Below are 19,693 nucleotides of genomic sequence, written 5' to 3'. Positions count from 1 at the left end.
GCGTCCCTTCGGCAGTCTTCGTGAAGAGTAGGCTATACAAACGGCACGGATTTATTCGCAAAGCGGACCGGGACGAATAGCCGAAGGAGCGGCGAGAGGGCTGTTGACAGATAATATGTGGAAATATAATATGTACACATATAATAAATTGGAGGTTTTCATATGTGGACATTCGAACACAGCTTGGTTACGCAAGCGAAGAAGGAAGCGATCTGGGCTTTGTACGGCGACATGCGCACGTGGACGGCATGGGATGCGGGCATCGAAGGCGCGGAGCTGCACGGGCCGTTCCAGGCCGGCTCCACCGGTTGGCTCCAGCCCGAAGGGCAGGAACGGTTGGCGTTCGAGCTGATGGAGGTCGTGCCGCTGCGGACGTTTTCGGATCTGACGAGATTGCCGGAAGCGGGGATCGAGATTCGCTTCGAGCATACGCTGGAGACCGTCAATGAAGGAACGCGAATCACCCATCGCGTAACGATCGACGGACCGAACGCCGGCGAACTCGGGCCAGCGATCGGAGCGGACATGGCGGAGGGGATCCCGCAGACGGTCGCGTCGCTCGCGGCTCTCGCGCTTCGAACGGAGCGTCCATGAGGGCCGCGCCTGAGCAGCTTGCGCTCTTCTCCGCAGGCGCGTCCGACGATGTCGATCCCGTTGTTGCCCGCGCCGAACGATTGCGGTCGCCGAGCCCGGGGCGGCGCTACTGGATCGGGGTCGTGTCCGCTTCGCACGTGAAGCGCGGCGTACAGGGCGGCTTTGCCCAGGTTTGCCACGGCAAGGCGGGACCGCTGCGCCGGATGAAGGCGGGAGACTGGCTGATCTATTACTCGCCGCGCACCGACATGAACGGCGGCGCGCCCTTGCGTTCGTTTACCGCGATCGGGCGCGTGGTTGACGACGATACGTACCCTTTTGCGATGAGCGAGACCTTTGTACCGTTTCGGAGGAACATTCGCTATACTGAATGCAAATCAACCGAGATCGGCGGGCTGCTGGAGCGTCTTAGCTTCACGCGTGGCAATCGCCATTGGGGATATCTCTTCCGGACGGGACACTTCGAGATCGGACGAGAGGACTTCCTGACGATCGCGGGCGCCATGGAGGCAAAGGACATCGATGAGCACGGAATTTGAAGACGCGGGAGACAGCCCGGGATTTTTGATGTGGCAGACGACGAACATGTGGCAGCGGGAGATCCGAAAGGCGCTGGAGCCCTTCGGGCTTACGCATCCGCAGTTCGTGCTGCTGTTCTCCTGCCACTTTATGAACGAGCAAGCGGAGTGGGCGGGCCGGCTGACGCAGGTGCAGCTCGCGCAAAACGTCCGCATGGACGTTAACGTGACGTCGCAGGTGCTGCGCAAGCTCGAGCAGCAGGGGTACGTACGCCGGGGGCCTCATCCCGCCGACACGCGCGCGCACGCGATCGCGCCGACGCCGGCAGGCAGCGAGCTGGCGAACCGCGCCGTTCAGGCGGTCGAAGCCGCCGACCGCGCCTTCTTTGCCGTCTTGGGGACGGGGACGAAGGAGCTCCTTGGCACGCTGACGAAGCTGGCCGGGCATCGGGGCTAGGCCGACGGTCGAAACGTCGGCTGCCGTTTATTTCCAAGCCGAATCAAACGCTCGAAGGCTTCCTTTTCTTTCGATTCGCTTCGTTCCGGGTACAGTATACCAACGGAAACGTCGGGACGACGGACGGAAGGGGAGAGACGAGCGAATGATCAATACGATAATCGTGCTGGCGCTCATCGGGTGCACGGCGTTCTTCGTGGCCGCGGAGTATGCGGTCATTCGGGCGAGGATGAGCCGGATCGAGCAGCTGGTCGCCGAAGGCAACAAGAAGGCGTCGGCGGTCAAGCAGATCGTCGCGAGGTTGGACGAGTACCTGTCCGCCTGCCAGCTGGGCAATACGCTGACCAACCTGGCGCTCGGCTGGTTGGGCGAATCGACGGTGGAGCATTTGCTGAGTCCCGTCTTCGGCCTTTTCTCGCTGCCGGAGTCGGTGGAGACGGTCGTGTCGTTCGTGATCGCGTTCCTCATCCTCACCTTCCTCGAGGTCGTAGTCGGAGAGCTGCTGCCCAAAATCGTGGCGATCCAGAAGGCCGAATCGCTCGCGCTCGCGCTGGCGAAGCCTTTGATGATCTTTTTCAAACTCACCTATCCGTTCAGCTGGCTGCTGAACCGTTCGGCGAGGCTGCTCACCGGGTTGTTCGGGATGAAGCCGCTCTCCGAGCAGGACAACACCCGCACCGAGGCCGAGCTGCGCCTCATCCTGTCCGAAGGCTACAAGAGCGGGATCATCAATTCGTCCGAATTCCGCTATGTGACGAATATATTCGAGCTGGACGACATGGTGGCCAAAGGGATCATGGTCCCGCGGCGGGACGTGGCGTTCATCGACGAGAGCGAGACGGTGCAGGAGATCGTGGCCCGTACCTCGTTGGATGCCTATGATCTGTACCCGGTCACGGCGGGCGGCGACAAGGACACGATCGTGGGACTGATCGATTACAAGGAGCTGCTCACGGCGTACATTCGCCATCCGGGAGAGCCGGACATGCCGGTCAAGCCTTATATCGAGCCGGTGCTGCAGCTGCTGGACACCGTGTCGGTGCAGGAGATCTTGTTGTTGATGCAAAAAAAGGACATCCATATGGCGGTGCTGCTCGACGAGTACGGCGGGACTTCGGGCATCGTCACGATTCGCGACATTATCGCGCGCATCGTCGGCGAGCGTAGGCAGCAGCGCGACGAGGACGGCCGCCCGCTGATCCAGCAGCTTCCCGGCGGCCAGTACGAGCTTAGCGGCACGCTTATGATCGAGGAGACCAACCGCCTTCTGAAGACGGAGATCGAGGACGACGAAGGCGTGTACACGCTGGGCGGTTGGCTCATGTCCGAGCTGGAGGAAGCGGCCCCGGGCGCCCAAGTGTCCGCTGACGCCTATACCTTCGTCGTCGCGGAGATGGAAAACCGCCAGATCAAGCGAGTCAACGTGCGCCGCGCGCCAGAGCCGGCGAACGAAGCGCAGGAGACCACCGCCTCGCCGGAATAGCTTCCTTTAGGGAGGTGCGGTCGCCTGCGTGCGCCGAATCCGCAAGCGCATGCGCGGCGTTGCCGCTCGGAACCGCACAGTAAATGTGCGGTTCTCCCGTGTCTGTGTCCTGCGTCGGTTCGCCGCCGAATCCGCGAGCGCATGCGCAGCGTCGCCGCCCGGAACCGCACAGTAAATGTGCGGTTCTCCCGCATTTGCGTCCTGCGTCGGTTCACCGCCGAGTCCGCAAGCGCATGCGCAGCGTGGCCGCCCGGAACCGCACGTTAATGTGCGGTCTCTCCCGCCTCTTCCTATCCCCCCGCTCTCTGTGCGCAAAAGGCCGCTTATGTAAATTTTCGCTGCGATTTGTGTAAAAAGAAACGAAAAAGCGAGTAATTTAATGTATTCGGGAGCATGTTCGAGGCAGGGGCGGGCTACTGGGCGCTAGGGCTGTTTTATCAATAATCAGAAAATTTGAATAATTGAATCCGCTGTCTTATAATGAAGGCAACTTAAACGAGAGGGGATAGTCCATTGGGCCAGGTAAGCGAAGCATATCCGCAGCGAACGGAAATGAAGCAAGCGCAACCGCCCGGCAATTGACGTAACGTGGCGGTCCGGATATGCGGGAATCCAACGTATACGAGCAAGGGACGACTCTTCGGAACACGGACATGAAAGCAGGAAAAGAAAGCAGGAAAAGAAAGCAGGTCATAAAATCAAAAAATCAAAGCAGGTCATGAAATCAAAAAATCAAAGATTGGCGAAGCGAGAGGTGTCGCGGCAAACGAGCGCCAAGGGCGCCGGCAAGACCCTTTAACCGCACGAATGCGCGTACGACCTTTGGAGGTCACATTTAAAATGAAGTCTAAGAAGATTACGATCATGCGTAAGCGAATCTGGATGAATCTTCGGAAACTTAAGATGGGAGCGCTTGAGACAATTGAATAGTAAACCAGAACAGTAGAACACCCGGTTATCAGCTGTTAACCGGGTGTTCTGTTTGTCGTGCCGTTATGGTGCGATCGGACGGACGGCGATACGGATCTCCGCGAGCGGCGTCTCCGCATAAGCGGCGGCAATGCCCTTGTCCGCGATCAAGCGCGCCGGTACGTCGCGGGTTAAGTAAGACGTCTCTACGGGAGCGTCGAGTATGGAGGCGGAGAGCAGCGCTTCGCCGGCTGCAGGCCGCGCGAGGGAGATCGGACTGCCCGTCGCCACGGCGCCCGCCCGCAAGCACATTTCGGCAAACGGTGCCGCCATATCTCCTTGTTCGGTGCCGATCGATGCGCAAAAATGCAGCGATAGCGCGTCCGCGAGTTGGAGCAGCGCGAGATGCGTGCCGATCGTATCCTCCGCAGCGGCGGAGCCGAGACCGAGGTCGGCGCGTATCCGGCGTTGACGCTCCTTTTCCTCTGCGAGCGCGGAAGGCAGGCTTGCGGGTGCACCGCCGACGATATGCTTCAGGAAAGCTGGCGGCAAACTCGTATAATGCATGCTGCACAGCAGCGCAGCGTAAGGGCTCTGCCCCTCCACCTCTGATATGCCGCGCCCGTAAAAGGGGAGCCGAAGGCCGAGCGGATAATCCGTCACGGAAAAAGGACGGTTCGCCTCATCGTTCCATAGGGGCACCTCGTCGAGTCCGATCCATCCCCGGTCGTGTTCTGCCACGGCATACAGCACCTCCTCCCGACGCTCTCCCTCGGGCAGCAAGGCGGGTCTGAACGCTCCGGCGAGCCGCCCGGCCAGCCGGCCGTGTTCGTCATTGGCCGTCATACGGTAATGACCTTCCCATGCGCTGACAATCATCGATTTTCCTCCTCGAATCTGCGATAACGAAAAGATATCATCGAACCAGCCCGCGTTCTAGTATACGATAGTATAAAAGCGCCACGGCGTAGGTGAGATCGTCGAATGCCAGGCAGTGAGAGGTGAGAGCGAATGGGGGAAAACGGGGCGGGACCGTACGGCCGGATCGGCGAAGAGCTGCTGCGAGCCGAGTCGGCGCTGTTCGTCGGAAGAGAGCGGGAACGGCTGGATTTTGCGGCGCTGCTTGAGGATCCTGCTCGACGCGCTTCGATCGTACATCTTTTCGGTCCGGCGGGAATCGGGAAAACCTGGCTGCTCGGCAGACTCAGACAGCTGGCGGAGGCGAAGGGCATCCCATGGATCGATTTAGATCTACAGCTCGTTTCGCCTACGCCCGCTGGCGTGGCCGCTGCGCTTGGCGAAGCGCTGCCGGAAGCGGTGGGCCGGGGAGCACGCACGTCCGCGCTGGAGGCTCTGAATGCGCTCGCAGGCGAGCGTGGCGCCGTGCTGGCGATTGATGCGGCAGAGCGCGGCATCTCGCTGGGCGGCTGGCTGCGCGGAGAGCTGTTGCCGACGCTCGGCAGGCGGGTGCTCGTTGTGCTGGCAGGGCGCTATCCGCCCGACGGCCCATGGCGCGACTCGCCGGCTTGGCGCGGCCTCGGCGTCGAGATGGAGCTAGCAGCGCTGACCCACGAAGAGATGGACTGTTATTTCGATCGGCTGGGTATCGCGGACGAGGACTTCCGCCGCCGTGCCGCCGCATGGTCGGCAGGCCTGCCGTTGCTGCTGAGCCGGATCGCCGCGCGGCCGGCGGACGCCGATGCATTCCCGGATCTGGCCCTTCTGGCCGAAGACTGGCTGGGCGGCAGCCGCAGCCCCCAGCTTCGGCTCGCGGCCTGGCATGCGTCGCTGCTGCGCGTCTTCGATTACGAGACGCTCGCAGCCGCTAGCGGCGAAGAGCCGCCGGACGAGACCGCGTTCGCGGAGCTGCTTCGTTTGCCATGCATGGCGCGGGGCGGAAGCGGCTGGCATCTGCACCAGCTCGCGCGGGAGTCTCTGCAGGCAGAATTCCGCGCCCTGCGTCCCGATGCCTGGCGGGAGGCCCGCGAACGATGCATCGCCGTTTACGAACGGCGACTCGGCAGCGAACGCGACCCGCAGCGGGCGATTTGGCTCATGCAGGAGCTGATCTTTCAGCTCGCGGATTCGCGGCTGCGGGCCGTGCTGACCATGCCGGTCGGCCGTTCGGGATATACGTTAGAGACGCTCGACGCCCACAACTACCCGGAGGTCGAGGATTACCTGGCACGCAGGAGGATGCAGCCGCGCCGCAAAGCGCATGCCTTTATCGATTATGAAAGCGAAGCCGCCTACACGCTGGATATGGCCGCCGAGCAGGATGCGGCGCGGGGTCGCCTTGCGAAAGCGGCGGACTGGCTCGCGCTCAGGCTCGATTCGGTAAAGCTGCTGCGGAGCGCCGAGGGCCGGATGATCGGGCTGTTCGCAGCCATTCCGATCCATCGGCATTCCCTGGACCTGCTCGCGAGGCGGCCCGTGACCCGGGCTTATTTTCGCGGCCTTTCCGTTTCGGAACGTCTCGCGCTGGCGGCGCCGCCGTCGTCTCCGGCGGGCTGGTACATCCGCATGATCGATGCGGAGGACCCGTCTGACGGTCGCGCCAGATCGGAGCTGATACAGGAAGCGATCGGTTATCTGGCCTCGGGAGGATTGGTGCTTTGTTCGACGCCGCATCCTTTTTACCGTGAACTGCTGCTGTCTATCGGGATGGAGCCGGTTGAAGGGGCGGAGCACGACGATTATGGACCCGGTCACAGGGCGCAGACGTTTGCCGCGGATCTCCGCGGCTCCGGCAGACAAGCATACATGCGCAAGCTGATCGAGAGACGATCGGGCGGGGGGGCCGCACCCGAGGAGCCGCCGTACGCGTTTACGGCGCGCGAGCGCGAGGCGGCCGGCCTGCTGCTGTCGGGACTGTCCAATCCGGAGATCGCGGCTCGGATGTTCGTCACCGAGATCACCGTCAAGAAGCACGTCTCGAGCCTGCTTCGCAAGACGGGCTGCAAAAGCCGCGGGCTTCTGATGAAGCGGCTCGCCCGCTACGAGTCCGCGCTGCTGCGCGTGGATAACTGAACGTCGACAGGATCAGCGGCGGACGCTTCGGCTCTCGAGGAGCCCGTATTTTTTGCGGATGCGATCGAGCAGCCGTACCCAGCTGAGGCCGAAGAAACCGAGGAACAGAACGTTCGCCGCCGCGTGCGCGAGGTCGAAGTAGAAGCTCTGGGCGTAAGTGATCAGGACGAGCTCCCAGCCGAAGGCATCGGGGAGGCTGAGCAGCGACCATACGTTCATGATCCAGCCGAAAAGGAAGCCCCAGACGAGGCCGAAAGCGCACAGGCCGATTCGCGACTTCATGAAGCGCGTATGGCGCAGCCATCCCGCCGAGGCGCCGACCATGCCCCAGGCGAACATCTGCCAGGGCGTCCAAGGGCCTTGGCCGAGAAACAGGTTCGAGGCGAGCGCGGCGACCGCGCCTACGATGAAGCCGGCTTCGCTGCCGAAGGCGAGCGCCGCGACGATGACGACGAAGGACGTCGGCTTGAAGCTCGGCAGCGGCGCGAACGCGATCCGTCCCAGCGCCGCGACGGCCGCCAGGGCGGCCAGCATCGCGATCTCGCGGGGCTCAAGCCGGCGACGTTCGAAGCGGACGAACAGCGGCGCCATCGCCAGCGTCATCGCGACGGCGGACAGGAGCAGGTAGTGGCCGTCCCAAATCGCGGAAGCGACGGCCAGGCCGGCCGCGAGGATTGCTACGGCGATCAGGATCGCGCGGCTTCGGTTGTCCATCTGCGCATGACCTCCTCCGCCGTGACGGCGTCCGGATAGCGGTGCCTGACCGCCCGGTTGACGGCCGTCGTGTAGAAGTAGTTGCCGCCGAAAAAGAGCGGCGGCTCCGCTGCGGCGGCGATCTCCCCGTCGTAGAGCAGCGCGCACCGGTCGGCGTGGCGGGCGGCGAACTCCGCGTCGTGCGTCACCATCACGATCGTCATGCCTTCCTCGCGCAGCTGCAGCAGCAGCGCCGCGAAGGCTTCTTTGGCATCGGGATCGAGCCCTTTAGTCGGCTCGTCGATGCAGAGGATGTCCGGCCGCGGGAGCAGGGCGAGGGCGAGCGCCAGCTTCTGCTGCTGGCCGCCGCTGAGATCGTGCGGATGCCGGTCCGCGAGCTCGCCGAGACCGAATGCGTCCGACCAATGGGCGATCTCCGCCTCGGCTGCGCCGCCTTTGTACCCGGCGTGCCCGGCTGCCCGCGCGAACTCTTCGCGCACCGTGTCGCTGCTGAAGTAGAGCATCGGATTTTGCGCGAGGTACCCGATCCTGCGCCCGGGGGCGATCGCGATCTTGCCGCGCTGCGGCTTGCGCAAGCCTGCCATAAGCTGAAGTAGCGTGGACTTGCCGGCGCCGTTGCCGCCGAGGACGGCGAGCAGCTCGCCCTCGCGTACTTGGAGGCTCAGCCTGCGCAGGACATCGGGCTGGTCGCGCTCGAAGCGATAGGCGAGCTCGCGGCAGGAGAGCGCTTCGGCCGGGCCTTCTGCTTGACGGCGGGTTGCCAGGCGAAGCAGGCTTCGCAGCTGGGAGGCACCGCTCGAAGCTGGCGCCCTGGGGGCCTCAGCGGTATCGGCGACCGCCTGGCCGCGCGGGCCGCCGGCCTTAGCGGCTTCGTCCGACGGTTCGTCCGGAGCCGACGCGCGGTCCGCGGCCAGCCGGTCGATCGCGGCGACCGCCTCGCGTACGGTAAGCGGCAGCGGCGCGTCCGGGGCGGCCGCCGATCCGGACGGCCCGGTCGCGTCCGCAACGTCAAGCGCGGCCAGCAGCCTGGCGACGGACGGCACGTACAGCCGCTCGCGCGCGTCTCCGGTCGCCCAGATCCGCCTGCAGACTTCGCCGGGCGTGCCGTCGTACCGGACGCGGCCGTCCGCCATGACGACGAGACGATCCGCGAGCGGTAAAATGTCGTCCAGCCGATGCTCGCTCGCGATGACCGTCACGCCGAACTCTTCGTTCAGCCGGCGCAGCAGATGCACGAATTCGCGGGCGGCGACGGGATCGAGCTGGGACGTCGGCTCGTCGAGCAGGAGCAGCCGCGGCTGGAGCAAGAGCACGGAAGCCAGGTTCACGAGCTGGGTCTGTCCGCCGGACAGCTCGTGCACGGAGCGCTGCAGGAGCGGCTCCAGCCCGAAGAAGCTGGACAGCTCGGCCAGTCGCTGGCGCATGACGACCTGCGGATAGCCCCGGTTTTCCATCGCGAACGCCAGCTCGTGCCAGACGGTGTCCATCACGATCTGGCTCTCGGGATGCTGAAAGACGAAGCCGATCTCCTCGGCCGCGCGTCCGTCCGGCAGCTCCCCGAGCGGACCGCCGTCGTACCGCACGCTGCCCGACCGTTCGCCGACGGGCGCGAGCTCGCGCTTGAAGTGGCGGAGCAGCGTCGTTTTGCCCGAGCCGGAAGCGCCGCACAGCACGACGAACTCGCCTTTGCGCACGGACAAGTCCACTTCCGTGAGCGCAGGCTGCGCCGCGTCCGGATAGCGGAAGGTCAGGCGCTGCGCCGCGACGATCTCCATCGGTATCTCTCCCTCGTTTCGAATACGATCGGCATGCCTACGAACAGCGCGGTGACGGCGAAGTGAATCCACTCGAAGCTCCCGAGCCGGATCGGCTCCATGCGCGGGAACAGCGTGAGCAGCCCCCACCCTTCCCGCCAGCCCGCGAGCGAGAGCAGCAGGAGCAAGCCGAGCATCGCGAGCGTCGCCCGGTCCCGCCGGTCCATCCGGTACGGATAATAGGCGGTCCGCTTCGCCGTGCCATAGCCGCGCGCCTTCATCGAATCGCCGGTCCGCATCGCGTCCTCGAGCGACCAGGTCATGAGGATGCGAAGCAGCAGCGCGCCGTTCTTCAGTCTGCGGATCGGCCCGCCGGTGCGCATGTCGATGCCGCGCGAGCGCTGGATGAGCTCGATCTGCTTGAACCTGCGGGCGAACAGCGGGATAAACCGCAGCGTCATCCACGTATGCAGGGCGGTCTGGGGCAGGACGGCGGAGAACAAATACATGAACTTGTCCGTCGTCATCACGACGCGGTAGGAGACGAACATCAGCAGCACGGCGAGGATGGTCATCATCATCATGGCGCCGTAGAGGACGGCCTCGAGCGTGATCGGTTGATCCATCAGATAAAAAATAATATGTCGTCCGCGGTGGGACAGCAGCGGGTTGACGATCGCGAACAGCCCGCCGACGAGCAAGTAGTAGGGGAGCGAGCGCGCCAGCGTCCGGCCCTGCCGCTGCAGGAGCAGCAGCGCCGTCAGCAGGGCGAGCGACGCCAGTTGATAGACGGGATGCGCCAGCATGAGGCCCAGCAGGATCGCGCCGGCGTAGTAGGTGAAGCAAACGAGCGGATGAAGCCCGCCGAAGCCGCTTGCGCTCACGACCCGCTCTCCTCGCCGTCCCCGCCTTTTCCGACGTCCTTGCCCATGTCGAGCGTGTAAAGCCATTCCACGACGTCGCCGGCCTTCAGCTTATAGGCGCCCGCGCTCTTGCCCGGAAAATCCCCGTTCACGCGGAACAGCCAGCCGCTTTTCGCGCCCTTGTCGAATTCGTATAAATTATCGATGCCTTCTACATAAACGGCTGCGCCGCTGCCCTGATACTCCATCTGCATCTTGCGGCTGCGGGTCGCGCGCTTCAGCACGTCGAGCACGCTGTCGCCGGACTTGAGTTCGACCGCGGCAGGCGACAGGATCGTGCCCGTATCGCTGTCGCCGACGATCGACAGCGTGATCTCGGCTTTTTGCGGCGCCTGCGTCGCCGCAGGGGAGGGACTAGGCGTCGCTTGGCCGGACTGCGGAGGGGCGGAGGGCTTGCCGCCGGCGGTTGCGCTCGGCGTCGCTGGCGTAGCGGCTGGCGTCGCGCTTGACGTCGCGGTAGGCGTCGAGGTTGGCGTTTCGCCGGTGGCCGACGCCTCCGGCTTGGTCGGAGCCGAGCCGGCATCGGCGGTCGCCGTCGGCACTTTGCCGCCGGACGGCTTGGCGGCGCCGTCGTTGGACGCCGTGCCAGGCTTAGCCGTTGCGCTCGCGCCTTTGGGTTCGCCGCTCGGCGCCGTCGCCGTTGCGCTCGCTTGCTGGCTTGATTGCGCGCTTGCCGAGGCTGCGGCGTCCCCCGGCTGCGTCTGTCCCGCGGACGATGCCGGGGCAGAGAGGCTCGCTTGGCCTGGTGCCGCCTCGCGGTCCGCGCCGGATCCGCCGCAGCCGGCGGCTGTCACGAGCAGCGCGGCCAACAGGACGAACAACGCGGCCAGCCTTCCCTTGCGTATATGCTTCACTTCATTTCCCTCCTTGCGTCTGCGCTTGCTAGTCTATTTTATGAGACCAAATCTAAATGCTTCAGTCGGACGGCGGTCACGGCGGCCATCTCCCGTGTCACGGTGCCCGACGGCTCGAAGGCGCCCGCGGCGCCGAGCAGGATACCCTTGTCCGCAACCGCGTTCACGTAAGGCAGGGCTGCCGCGCGGATGCTGGAGGCATCCCGCCAAGCGGTGCCGCTCTGGGATTCGGAGAGGCCGAAGGCGCGGCCGATCATGACGGCCATCTGCTCGCGCGTGATCGGATCGCCGGGCTTGAAGGACGTGGCCGATACGCCGTTCACGATGTCGGCCCGGGCGGCTCGCATGACGGCCGCGTAGTACCAGGCGGACGGCTGGACGTCGGCGAACGCAACTTCGGCGGCAGCGCCGGGGGATGGAACGGCGTTCAGCCGATCGCCGGCCAGCCTGACGAGCAGGGCGGCGAACTCGGCGCGCGTGATGGCGCGCTTCGGTTCGAAGCGGAGCGGGAAGGCGCTCGTGCCGGAGAGCAGCTTGGCCGCATAAGCTTGATGCACGGCCTCCGAGGCCCAGCCTGCGATCTGCCGTTCGTCCGCGAACCGCTCGGCGGCGATCCGGTACAGCCCGGGAGCTCCGGTAGCAAAGCGGTCGTACGCGATCAGCGCCAGCATGGCTTGCTCCGTCGCGATCGGATCGGCTGCGCCGCCTGGCGTGTGCGCGAAGCGGCCATCGGCCGTCCGATACGCGATCAGCGCGTCGAGCAGGCTTCCGCCGGTCTTGACGAAGGCGGCGCCGGCGGGATCGCGACCGGCGGCGGTCAAGCCGATGACGACCTGCGCAGCGGTCTCGCTGTTCTCGTCGCGCTCGAGCTTGAAGCCGCCGTTCGGCAGCTGGACGGCGGAGACATACGCGACTGCGCGGTCGATGGCCGCCGATGCTGCCGCGGCAGAGCTAGCGCCGCCAGTTCCCGCAGCGCCAGCCCCGGCGTCCGCGTCTTCGGCGGCATTCGCGTAAGGCGCGAGCGCTGCCAGCGCCATCGCGGTGATGTCCGCGTTGCCGGCTTCGCCTGCGGCCAGCGGGAAGCTGCCGTCGGCGTTCTGCAGCGCGAGCAGCCAATCGACGAGCTTGGCGCGCGTCCATATGGCGCTAGCCGGGACGACGTATCCGCCGCTGTCGAGCGCGAGCAGCGCGAAAATCGGTCCGTTGGCGCCTTGGAGCGTCAGCTTGTCATGGTTGTACACCGCCGCCACGAGATCGTATCCCGCGAACGCGCGGGGATCGGCGCCGGCCGCCCGCACGGCGAGGACGATGCGCTCCAGGTCCGTCGCCTTGCGATACGCGCCGCCGGCCGCCTTCACCTGCGCGGCCAGCTCCGTCAAGTAGGCGTCCGGCACGCCGCCGCCCGAGCGGCCGAGCGCGAAGGCTTCCCACTCGGACAGCTCGGCCGCCGGCTTGGCGAGCAGGAGCTTGCGGAGCGCCGCGATGTCGGCGTCATATGCCGCGCTCGCCCCCTCGCCCGCGCCGTGTCCGCCGCCGTTGCCTGCATTCCCGCCATCGCCGGCACTGCCATTCCCGCTTGCGTCGGTCCCGCCACTTGCTCCGCCGGGTGCATTCCCGCCGGCGCCCGGATCCGGCGCGCCGACGTCCGCGCCCAGATCGAGCGTGTAGCGCCAGACGACCGCATCGCCCGGCTTCAGCCGGTATATGCTGGCGCTCCCGGGGGGATAAGCGCCGTTCACTTCGTACATCCAGCCGCTTTTCGGCCCGAGATCGAGCTCCGACAGCCCGTCGATGCTGCTCACGTACAGCGTTTCTCCGGATCCGGAGGACATGACCTTGCCCGAGAGCGTCCGCTCGAGCGCGGAGTAGGCCGTGTCTCCATCCTGTAAACTCATCTGCGTCGCCGGGAGCAGCGTGCCGCGCTTGGCATCCCCGATGACGGAGAGCGTGACGGTGCCCGTCGATGCGCCGTTGTTGCCGGTTTCCGCAGCCGTGGCAGGCGCTGCCAGGCAGGGGACCATCGCTACGATCAATAGAAGCGTCAGCGGCCATGCGCGATATTTTCTGAGCGAAGGGGATAAGGTGCGGCGAAATAACGATCGGCCGTTCGGCATGGGTCTGACCTCGTTTCCAATAGAATAGCTGAAGCACGGGGAGATAGCGGCAGGCGGCATGGCCGACCGGACTACAGATCCGCTATATGGCCGGGAACGGGCGATTAGAACGCATAAGCGGACTACAGATCCGTTATCGGCGCGCCTGACGGCGTAAACGGATGCGATATCGTGCGATAACGGACTCACGGTCCGCAAAGATGCGAAAACGCGGCTTACAAAGAAAATAAGAGCTCCTGTGTCCGTTAGCGGCACGAAGACGCTGCGCAAGAGAGAGGCCGGCTGCAGCCGCAGATAAGCGGACAAAACGAAAAAAGCCCCTGCTGCAAACAAGGGCTGACGCATAGAAAAGCCATGCCGAATTCAAGCCGCGCCGCGGCGCCTTTTCTTTCCCTTCCTTTAGCCCCCGAAGAAAGAGAAACCGACGTTCAAGGCAGGTCTCCTGGCTCTTGCCTCATCGCTGACGCGGCGCCTTCCCGTCCGTTCGGACAGTGGCAACAAGCCGCTTCGCTCCGCAATTACAGTGGCGGGACCGCGCCGGACTCGCACCGGCTTCCCTATTAAGCCCGTCCGCGCTTCGCGTCGGGGCGCCTTGCCGTCATTCGGCTATTCGATTTCCTTCTCATGATAGACCCCCGTCGCCGCTTTGTCCATCGGAAGCGTCGAACAAGGCGATGAAGCGCCGCGCCGCGCGGGAGAGGTAACGGTCCTTGAGCCAGACGAGCCCCACCTCGGACAGCAGGTCGGCGTCGCGGATCCCGCGGCATTCGATGCCCGCCAGCGGAAACGTCGACATGACGGACTTCGGCAGCAGCGCGGCGCCGAAGCCGTGGGCGACCAGCGTGAGCGCGATCGCCACGCTCGCGCATTCGCACAGGACCCGGGGGCGGAGCTCCGCGTCCGCGAAGGCGCGCATGATCGTCTCGTGCATGACGACCGTGCGGTCCGTCTTCAGCGAGACGAGCGGATAAGCCGCGAGCTCGGCGAGGGACAGCGGCTCCGTGCCGGCGCTGATCGCAGGTCCGCCATGCCCCGGTCCGTCACGCCTCGGTCCGTCACGCCCCGATCCGTCATGCGCCGGTTCGCCATACCCAGGTCCGCCATGCCCCGGTCCGTCATGCGCCGGTCCGCCATGCACCGATCCGCCATGCCCCGGTCCGTCAAGCCCCGATCCGCCATGCGCCGGATCGCCATGCTGCAGTCCGTCATGCGCCGGTCCCCCTTGCGCCTGCGCCACGCCGTCCGCAGCTGTCCATGCGCCCGTCGGCAGCAGCGCGACGATCGGGTCCGAAGGGAGCGGCCGGACCTCGTAGCGCGCCGCTCCGCCGGGGGCTTCGAACGGCAGCCGCGCGACTGCGATCTCGATCTCGCGGCGGTCCAACCGCTCGCCGAGCAGATGGTGGTCGCCTTCGCTCAGCTTGAAGCTGACGTTCGGATACCGCTCCCTGAATCGGCCGAGCGGGCCGGGCAGCAGCGACGTGCAGGACACGACGGCGCCGACCGACAGTACCCCGCTCACGCCCTCGTCAAGCTCACGCACCTCGGTCACCGTCTCCTCCAGCTGGCGGAGCAGTCCGGCCGAGCGCTCGCGCAGACGCTCGCCGGCAGGCGTCAACCGCAGCCGCTTGCCCGAGCGGTCGAAGAGCGCGACGCCGAGCTCCTCCTCGATCAGCCGCATCTGCCGGCTTAGCGGCGGCTGCTCCATGTGAAGCTTTTTGGCCGCGGACGTGATCTGGCCTTCCTCGGCCACCGCCAAAAAGTAACGCAGCTGCCTGACATCCATCGTTCCCGCACCTCGCTCGACCTGCCTGCGTCATACTTTAAAGGTATGGTATTCGTACAAATCAGATATTTTAAATATATTTCAGTTCGCGTTATTCTACAAGCAACACTTTGCAGGAGGGAACGCAGATGGAACGGAGAACGCAGGACGGCATGTCGTTGAACGGAATCCGGGGGCTGCAGAGCCAGTGGCCGCCGGTCAGAAAAAAGCGCAAGGGGCCGAAGCCGGCGCGGAACGGAGAGCGTGGAAGCGGGGCGTTTGACGCGAGTACGATGGACAACGCTGCCGCGAACGCCGCCGTTACTCCCGCAGCGAACGCCGCTGTCACCCCCGCAGCGAACGCCGCTGTCACCCCCGCAGCGAACGCCGCTGTCATCCCCGCAGCGAACGCGAACGCAGACTCGCCTCCGCCCGCCCCTTCGCCAGCCGCACGCAAGGTCCGCGAGCTGCTGGAGGGCCCGGGCGGGCTCGGCTTCGGACGTTATTTTACCGATCGCATGCTGCTCATGGATTACGAGGAAGGCACCGGCTGGGGCGAGCCGCGGATCGTGCCCTACGGGCCGCTGCTGCTGGACCCGGCGTCGAAGGTGCTCCATTACGGACAGACGGTGTTCGAGGGCATGAAGGCGTTCAAGTGGAAGGACGGCGGGGCGAGACTGTTCAGGCCGCTCGATCATATTCGCCGGCTGAACCGTTCCTGCGCGCGCATGTGCGTGCCGGCGTTGGACGAAGAGCGGGTGCTGGGCGCGCTACGGCGGCTGGTGGCTCAGGATGCGGATTGGATTCCCGAAGCGCCCGGTACCTCGCTCTATATCCGTCCGTTCGTCGTCGCGACCGAGACGCAGCTCGGCGTGGCGCCTTCCCGGTCCTATCAATTCGTCGTCATCTGCTCGCCTGTGGGGGCTTATTACGCCGAGGGCGTGCGTCCGGTCCCGATCTACGTGGAAACGGAGCATGTGCGCGCGGTTGCCGGCGGCGTGGGAGACGCCAAGACGGCGGGGAACTATGCGGCGGGGCTCAAGGCGCAGGAGGCGGCTGCGCGGATGGGCTGCGCCCAGGTGCTATGGCTGGACGGCGTCGAACGAGAATACGTGGAGGAAGTAGGGAGCATGAACGCGTTTTTCCGCTTCGGCGACGAGGTCGTCACGCCGCCGCTCGGCGGCAGCATCTTGGCCGGGGTCACCCGGGATTCGGTCATAAGGTTGCTCCGGGACTGGGGGGTATCTGTCCGCGAGCGTCCGATCGCGATCGGCGAGGTGGCGGCGGGCTTGCGGGACGGCACGCTGCGCGAGGCGTTCGGCACGGGCACCGCCGCGGTCGTCTCCCCGATCGGAAGCCTGCATTGGCGCGGGGAGCGGTTGACCGTCGGCGACGGGGAGCCCGGCGAGCTGTCGAAGCGGCTGTACGAGACGCTGTCGGGGATTCAACGCGGCGAGCTGCCGGATGCGCATGGCTGGATGGCGCCCGTGCCTGCGGCGGCCGAATAGCCGGTCCGTGGCGGACGGGGGCCGGTGATGATATCATCGGAGTACCGGCCCTCGGGCCAATCGTTCGGCCAACAGCCAGAGAGAAGGTCTATTTTCATATGATAACGCTCATCGTCCTGCTCGCCGTCGTACTGCTGCTGGCAGCGGCCGTCTACGCCGTGCTCGCCTTGGATCCGGTCTTCGGCGCGCAGGCTTACCGGGATCGCGGACATCGCCTTCACAATTCTCCGCAATTCAGAGACGGCAAGTTCCGCTACCCGCTGCCGACTTCGATGGCGACTTCGACGGCGGACAAGCTGTCCATGCTGCGCGACTTCGCGAAGGGGCGGCCGGACGCGCGGCCCGCGCCCGGCCGTCTCCCCGTCGTGAAGCTCGATACGGCCGCGATCGGCCGTCCCGGGCCGCTCCGCGTCACCTGGTTCGGGCATTCCGCGTCGCTGCTCGAGATCGGCGGCCGCACGATTCTCCTTGATCCGATGCTGGGCCACGCCCCTTCGCCGTTCCCCCGCTTCGGCGGCAAGCGCTACGCCGATACGATGCCCTTCGAGATCGAGGAGCTGCCGCCGATCGACGCGGTCGTCTTTTCGCACGACCACTATGACCACCTCGACTACGGCACCATACGCCGGCTGCATGCCAAGGTCGGCCGCTTCTTCGTGCCGCTAGGCGTAGGCGCGCATTTACGCAGGTGGGGCGTCGACGAGAGCCGCATCGAGGAGCATGACTGGCACGAGACGTTCGAATGGGAAGGGCTGCGGCTGTCGTGCTTGCCGGCCCGGCATTTCTCGGGCAGAGGGCTGACCGGGCGGGACGCGACCCTGTGGTGCTCCTGGGCGATCGAAGGCGGGGGGCAAAAGGTGTATTTCAGCGGCGACAGCGGCTACGGTCCGCACTTCGCGGAGATCGGCGAGCGATTCGGTCCGTTCGATCTCGCGCTCATGGAATGCGGACAGTACGACCCGCGCTGGGCGGCCATTCATATGTCGCCGGAGGAAACCGTCCAGGCCCATATCGACGTAAATGGAGGAACGCTGCTGCCGATTCACTGGGGCGCGTTCACGCTGGCGCTGCACGACTGGAACGATCCGATCCGCAGGGCGTCCGCCGAAGCGGCCCGCAAAGGCGTGCGGATCATCTCGCCGCGCATCGGGGAGACCGTCGAGATCGACGGCACGAAGACCGGGGCGACTGCGGAATGGTGGAGGTAAACCGGCCTTATGCCCAAGATCGTCTATGTCGCGCTTATCGTACTCAGTCTCATTTGGGGCGGCTCGTTCTACTTTATTAAAATGGTGGTGGACGACTTCGGAGCGTGGGGCGTCTCCTTCCTGCGGTCGGCATTCGGTCTTGTCGCGGTGACGGCGATCATGCTCGCAATGCGCAAGCCGTTCGGACTCCGCGGCATCCGTTGGCCCGCGATGGCCTTCGTCGCGATCGTGAACACCGCCCTGCCCTGGTTCCTCATCGCGCGCAGCGAGACGCGGCTCGACAGCAGCGTCGCTTCGATCCTGAACGCGACGACGCCGCTCTGGACGATCATGATCGGCGTGGCTGCGTTTCGCGCGTCCTCGAACCGTTACCAGTGGCTGGGCATCGCGATCGCCTTCGCGGGCGTTGCGCTGCTGCTCGGCATCACGCCGTCCGCCGTCTCGTCGATCGACGCAACCGGCCTGCTGCTCATGATGGCCGCCGCGCTGTGCTACGGGCTGGGCTCGCAGCTGTCCAAACGTGTGCTGACCGGCTATTCTATGTACCAGCTGACCTTCGGCACGCTGTTATGCAGCACGGTCGCGAGCGGCGTCATGGCGCTCGTCGCCGAGCCTTTCCCGATCGAGCCGCTCGCGGACGGCACGAACCTGCTGATGCTGCTGGGACTCGGCGTCTTCGGCTCGGGCGTCGGCTATATCCTGTTCTACTACATCATTCTGGCGGCGAGCGCCGAATTCGCCACGATGGTCACTTACCTCGTGCCCTGCACGGCGCTGGTCTGGGCGTATACGCTGCTCGGCGAGCACGTCGGCTGGAATACGCTCGCGGGGCTGATCGTTATTCTTTGCGGCGTGTACTTAGCGGGGAAAAAGAAGCAGGCATCCCCCGCACTGCCGGCTGCAAAAACATAAAATCAATAAACGGAGCGGTCCCGCCAGTCTTTGACTGGGCGAGGCCGCTCCGCTTGTCATGAACATCGATCAGGCGCCCTTCTCCGGCGGGGTTAAAATGATTTGCCCGTCGCTAAGCTCCAGCTTAACCTTATTGGTGTCTTTAATGCCGATCGCCTGCAGATAGTCCGAGGGCACCTGCAGCCGTCCCGCCTTGTCCAGGATCGCGTACTCGACATGCGACTCTTCCTGCGCGTGGCCTGCCTCGAGCTCTCTCAGTTCCTCGTCGTACGACTTGCGCCGCAGCATCTCCGAGCTGATCTTGCCGTCCCGGATCGCGACGACGCGGTCGACCTTCTTCGCGAGCAGCGGGTCGTGCGTGACGATGACGATGGTCAGGTTCAGCTGCCGGTTGAGGTCGCGGAACAGATCGAGGATCTGCTCGGCCATGCGGGAGTCGACCGATCCGGTCGGCTCGTCGGCCAGCAGCAATCGGGGCTGGTTGGCGAGCGCGATGGCGATGGCGACGCGCTGCTGCTCGCCGCCGGACAGCTGATGCAGCTTGTTATGCGCCCGGTGGCCGAGCCCGACCGCCTCCAGCAGCTCCAGCGCGCGCAGCCGCTTGCGCCGGCCGGACAGCAGGATCGGGAGCTCTACGTTTTCCAGCGCCGTCAGATACGGGATGAGGTTGCGGGCGTTGTTCTGCCAGACGAACCCTACGCTTTCGCGTTTATAACGGACGAGCTCCGACTCTTTCATTTTTAGCATGTCTTTTCCGTCGACCGTGAGCGAGCCTGCCGTGGGGCGATCCAGCCCGCCCAGCATATTGAGAAGGGTGGACTTGCCGCTGCCGCTGTTGCCGATGATCGCCATCAGCTCTCCGCTTTCGACCGCCAGGTCCAGCCCTTGAAGGGCGAATACCTCGAGATTCGACGCTTTGTAGATTTTCACCAGGCCGTCGCATTGAATCATCG

Annotated in this window: 15 protein-coding genes, 2 pseudogenes and 1 riboswitch; of the genes and pseudogenes, 8 read left to right on the top strand and 9 right to left on the bottom strand. The window is 65.1% G+C overall.

From position 1 onward, the window contains the following. Nucleotides 1-162: 162 nt before the first annotated feature. From BM235_RS26110 to BM235_RS26095, 4 genes are all read left to right on the top strand, one after another. The gene (locus BM235_RS26110; protein WP_090117186.1) at nt 163-594 is read left to right on the top strand and encodes an SRPBCC family protein; all 432 of its coding nucleotides are present in this window, start codon (nt 163-165) and stop codon (nt 592-594) included. Continuing rightward, nucleotides 591-1,133 carry an EVE domain-containing protein gene (locus tag BM235_RS26105; RefSeq protein WP_090117185.1) on the top strand — a complete coding sequence of 181 codons (543 nt, stop codon included), beginning with the start codon at nt 591-593 and terminating at the stop codon, nt 1,131-1,133. Before BM235_RS26110 ends, BM235_RS26105 begins: the two co-directional genes overlap by 4 nt. Next, a complete protein-coding gene (locus tag BM235_RS26100) occupies nt 1,117-1,569 on the top strand; it encodes a MarR family winged helix-turn-helix transcriptional regulator (protein ID WP_090117184.1) in 453 nt (150 codons plus the stop codon). The genes BM235_RS26105 and BM235_RS26100 overlap by 17 nt, the downstream gene beginning before the upstream one ends. 145 nt (nt 1,570-1,714) lie before the next feature. Beyond that, nucleotides 1,715-3,052, top strand: a complete 1,338-nt coding sequence (locus tag BM235_RS26095) for a hemolysin family protein (RefSeq protein ID WP_090117183.1) — start codon at nt 1,715-1,717, stop codon at nt 3,050-3,052. A gap of 993 nt (nt 3,053-4,045) precedes the next feature. Here the strand turns inward: BM235_RS26095 and BM235_RS26090 are convergent. After that, nucleotides 4,046-4,840 carry a DUF3891 family protein gene (locus BM235_RS26090; RefSeq protein ID WP_090117182.1) on the bottom strand — a complete coding sequence of 265 codons (795 nt, stop codon included), beginning with the start codon at nt 4,838-4,840 and terminating at the stop codon, nt 4,046-4,048. Nucleotides 4,841-4,972: 132 nt separating this feature from the next. Here BM235_RS26090 and BM235_RS32760 point away from each other — a divergent pair, with 132 nt between their 5' ends. Next, on the top strand, nt 4,973-6,991 hold the full coding sequence (locus BM235_RS32760) for a helix-turn-helix transcriptional regulator (protein ID WP_199408937.1): 2,019 nt from the start codon (nt 4,973-4,975) through the stop codon (nt 6,989-6,991). 12 nt (nt 6,992-7,003) lie between these two features. Here BM235_RS32760 and BM235_RS26080 read toward each other — a convergent pair whose 3' ends face one another. The 7 genes and pseudogenes from BM235_RS26080 to BM235_RS32750 form a co-directional block, all read right to left on the bottom strand. Next, nucleotides 7,004-7,705, bottom strand: a complete 702-nt coding sequence (locus BM235_RS26080) for an ECF transporter S component (RefSeq protein ID WP_090117181.1) — start codon at nt 7,703-7,705, stop codon at nt 7,004-7,006. Next, nucleotides 7,678-9,480: an ABC transporter ATP-binding protein gene (locus BM235_RS32210; protein ID WP_158543789.1), complete on the bottom strand. Its 1,803-nt coding sequence runs from the start codon at nt 9,478-9,480 to the stop codon at nt 7,678-7,680. Before BM235_RS32210 ends, BM235_RS26080 begins: the two co-directional genes overlap by 28 nt. Beyond that, a complete protein-coding gene (locus BM235_RS26070; protein ID WP_158543788.1) occupies nt 9,453-10,343 on the bottom strand; it encodes an energy-coupling factor transporter transmembrane component T in 891 nt (296 codons plus the stop codon). The genes BM235_RS32210 and BM235_RS26070 overlap by 28 nt, the downstream gene beginning before the upstream one ends. Next, nucleotides 10,340-11,236, bottom strand: coding sequence for a DUF4430 domain-containing protein (locus tag BM235_RS26065; protein WP_090117179.1), 897 nt, complete (start codon nt 11,234-11,236; stop codon nt 10,340-10,342). Before BM235_RS26065 ends, BM235_RS26070 begins: the two co-directional genes overlap by 4 nt. Before the next feature lie 38 nt (nt 11,237-11,274). Next, nucleotides 11,275-13,350 (bottom strand): S-layer homology domain-containing protein, encoded by a 2,076-nt coding sequence (locus tag BM235_RS26060; RefSeq protein WP_158543787.1) that lies wholly within the window; start codon nt 13,348-13,350, stop codon nt 11,275-11,277. 414 nt (nt 13,351-13,764) lie between these two features. Further along, a riboswitch (cobalamin riboswitch) is annotated at nt 13,765-13,960 on the bottom strand. 12 nt (nt 13,961-13,972) lie between these two features. Beyond that, nucleotides 13,973-14,347 (bottom strand): annotated as a pseudogene (locus BM235_RS32755) (LysR family transcriptional regulator substrate-binding protein); the annotation flags it as partial. A 249-nt stretch (nt 14,348-14,596) separates the two neighbouring features. After that, nucleotides 14,597-15,133, bottom strand: a pseudogene (locus tag BM235_RS32750) (LysR family transcriptional regulator); the annotation flags it as partial. Between the two features lie 128 nt (nt 15,134-15,261). On the opposite strand from BM235_RS32750, the gene BM235_RS26050 reads away from it, so the two are divergent. The 3 genes from BM235_RS26050 to BM235_RS26040 all read left to right on the top strand — a co-directional run bounded on the left by BM235_RS26050 (nt 15,262) and on the right by BM235_RS26040 (nt 18,740). Further along, nucleotides 15,262-16,620, top strand: coding sequence for a branched-chain amino acid aminotransferase (locus BM235_RS26050; RefSeq protein WP_255374607.1), 1,359 nt, complete (start codon nt 15,262-15,264; stop codon nt 16,618-16,620). 98 nt (nt 16,621-16,718) lie between these two features. Beyond that, nucleotides 16,719-17,828, top strand: a complete 1,110-nt coding sequence (locus BM235_RS26045) for an MBL fold metallo-hydrolase (protein WP_090117177.1) — start codon at nt 16,719-16,721, stop codon at nt 17,826-17,828. A gap of 9 nt (nt 17,829-17,837) precedes the next feature. Continuing rightward, a complete protein-coding gene (locus BM235_RS26040) occupies nt 17,838-18,740 on the top strand; it encodes a DMT family transporter (protein WP_090117176.1) in 903 nt (300 codons plus the stop codon). 69 nt (nt 18,741-18,809) lie between these two features. Here the strand turns inward: BM235_RS26040 and BM235_RS26035 are convergent, their stop codons facing one another. Then, complete coding sequence (locus BM235_RS26035) at nt 18,810-19,691, bottom strand: ABC transporter ATP-binding protein (RefSeq protein WP_090117175.1); 882 nt, start codon at nt 19,689-19,691, stop codon at nt 18,810-18,812. Nucleotides 19,692-19,693: the final 2 nt, after the last annotated feature.

Source organism: Cohnella sp. OV330 (genome assembly GCF_900112065.1).
Lineage (GTDB): Bacteria > Bacillota > Bacilli > Paenibacillales > Paenibacillaceae > Cohnella.
This window is presented reverse-complemented; position numbering and strand designations above follow the sequence as displayed.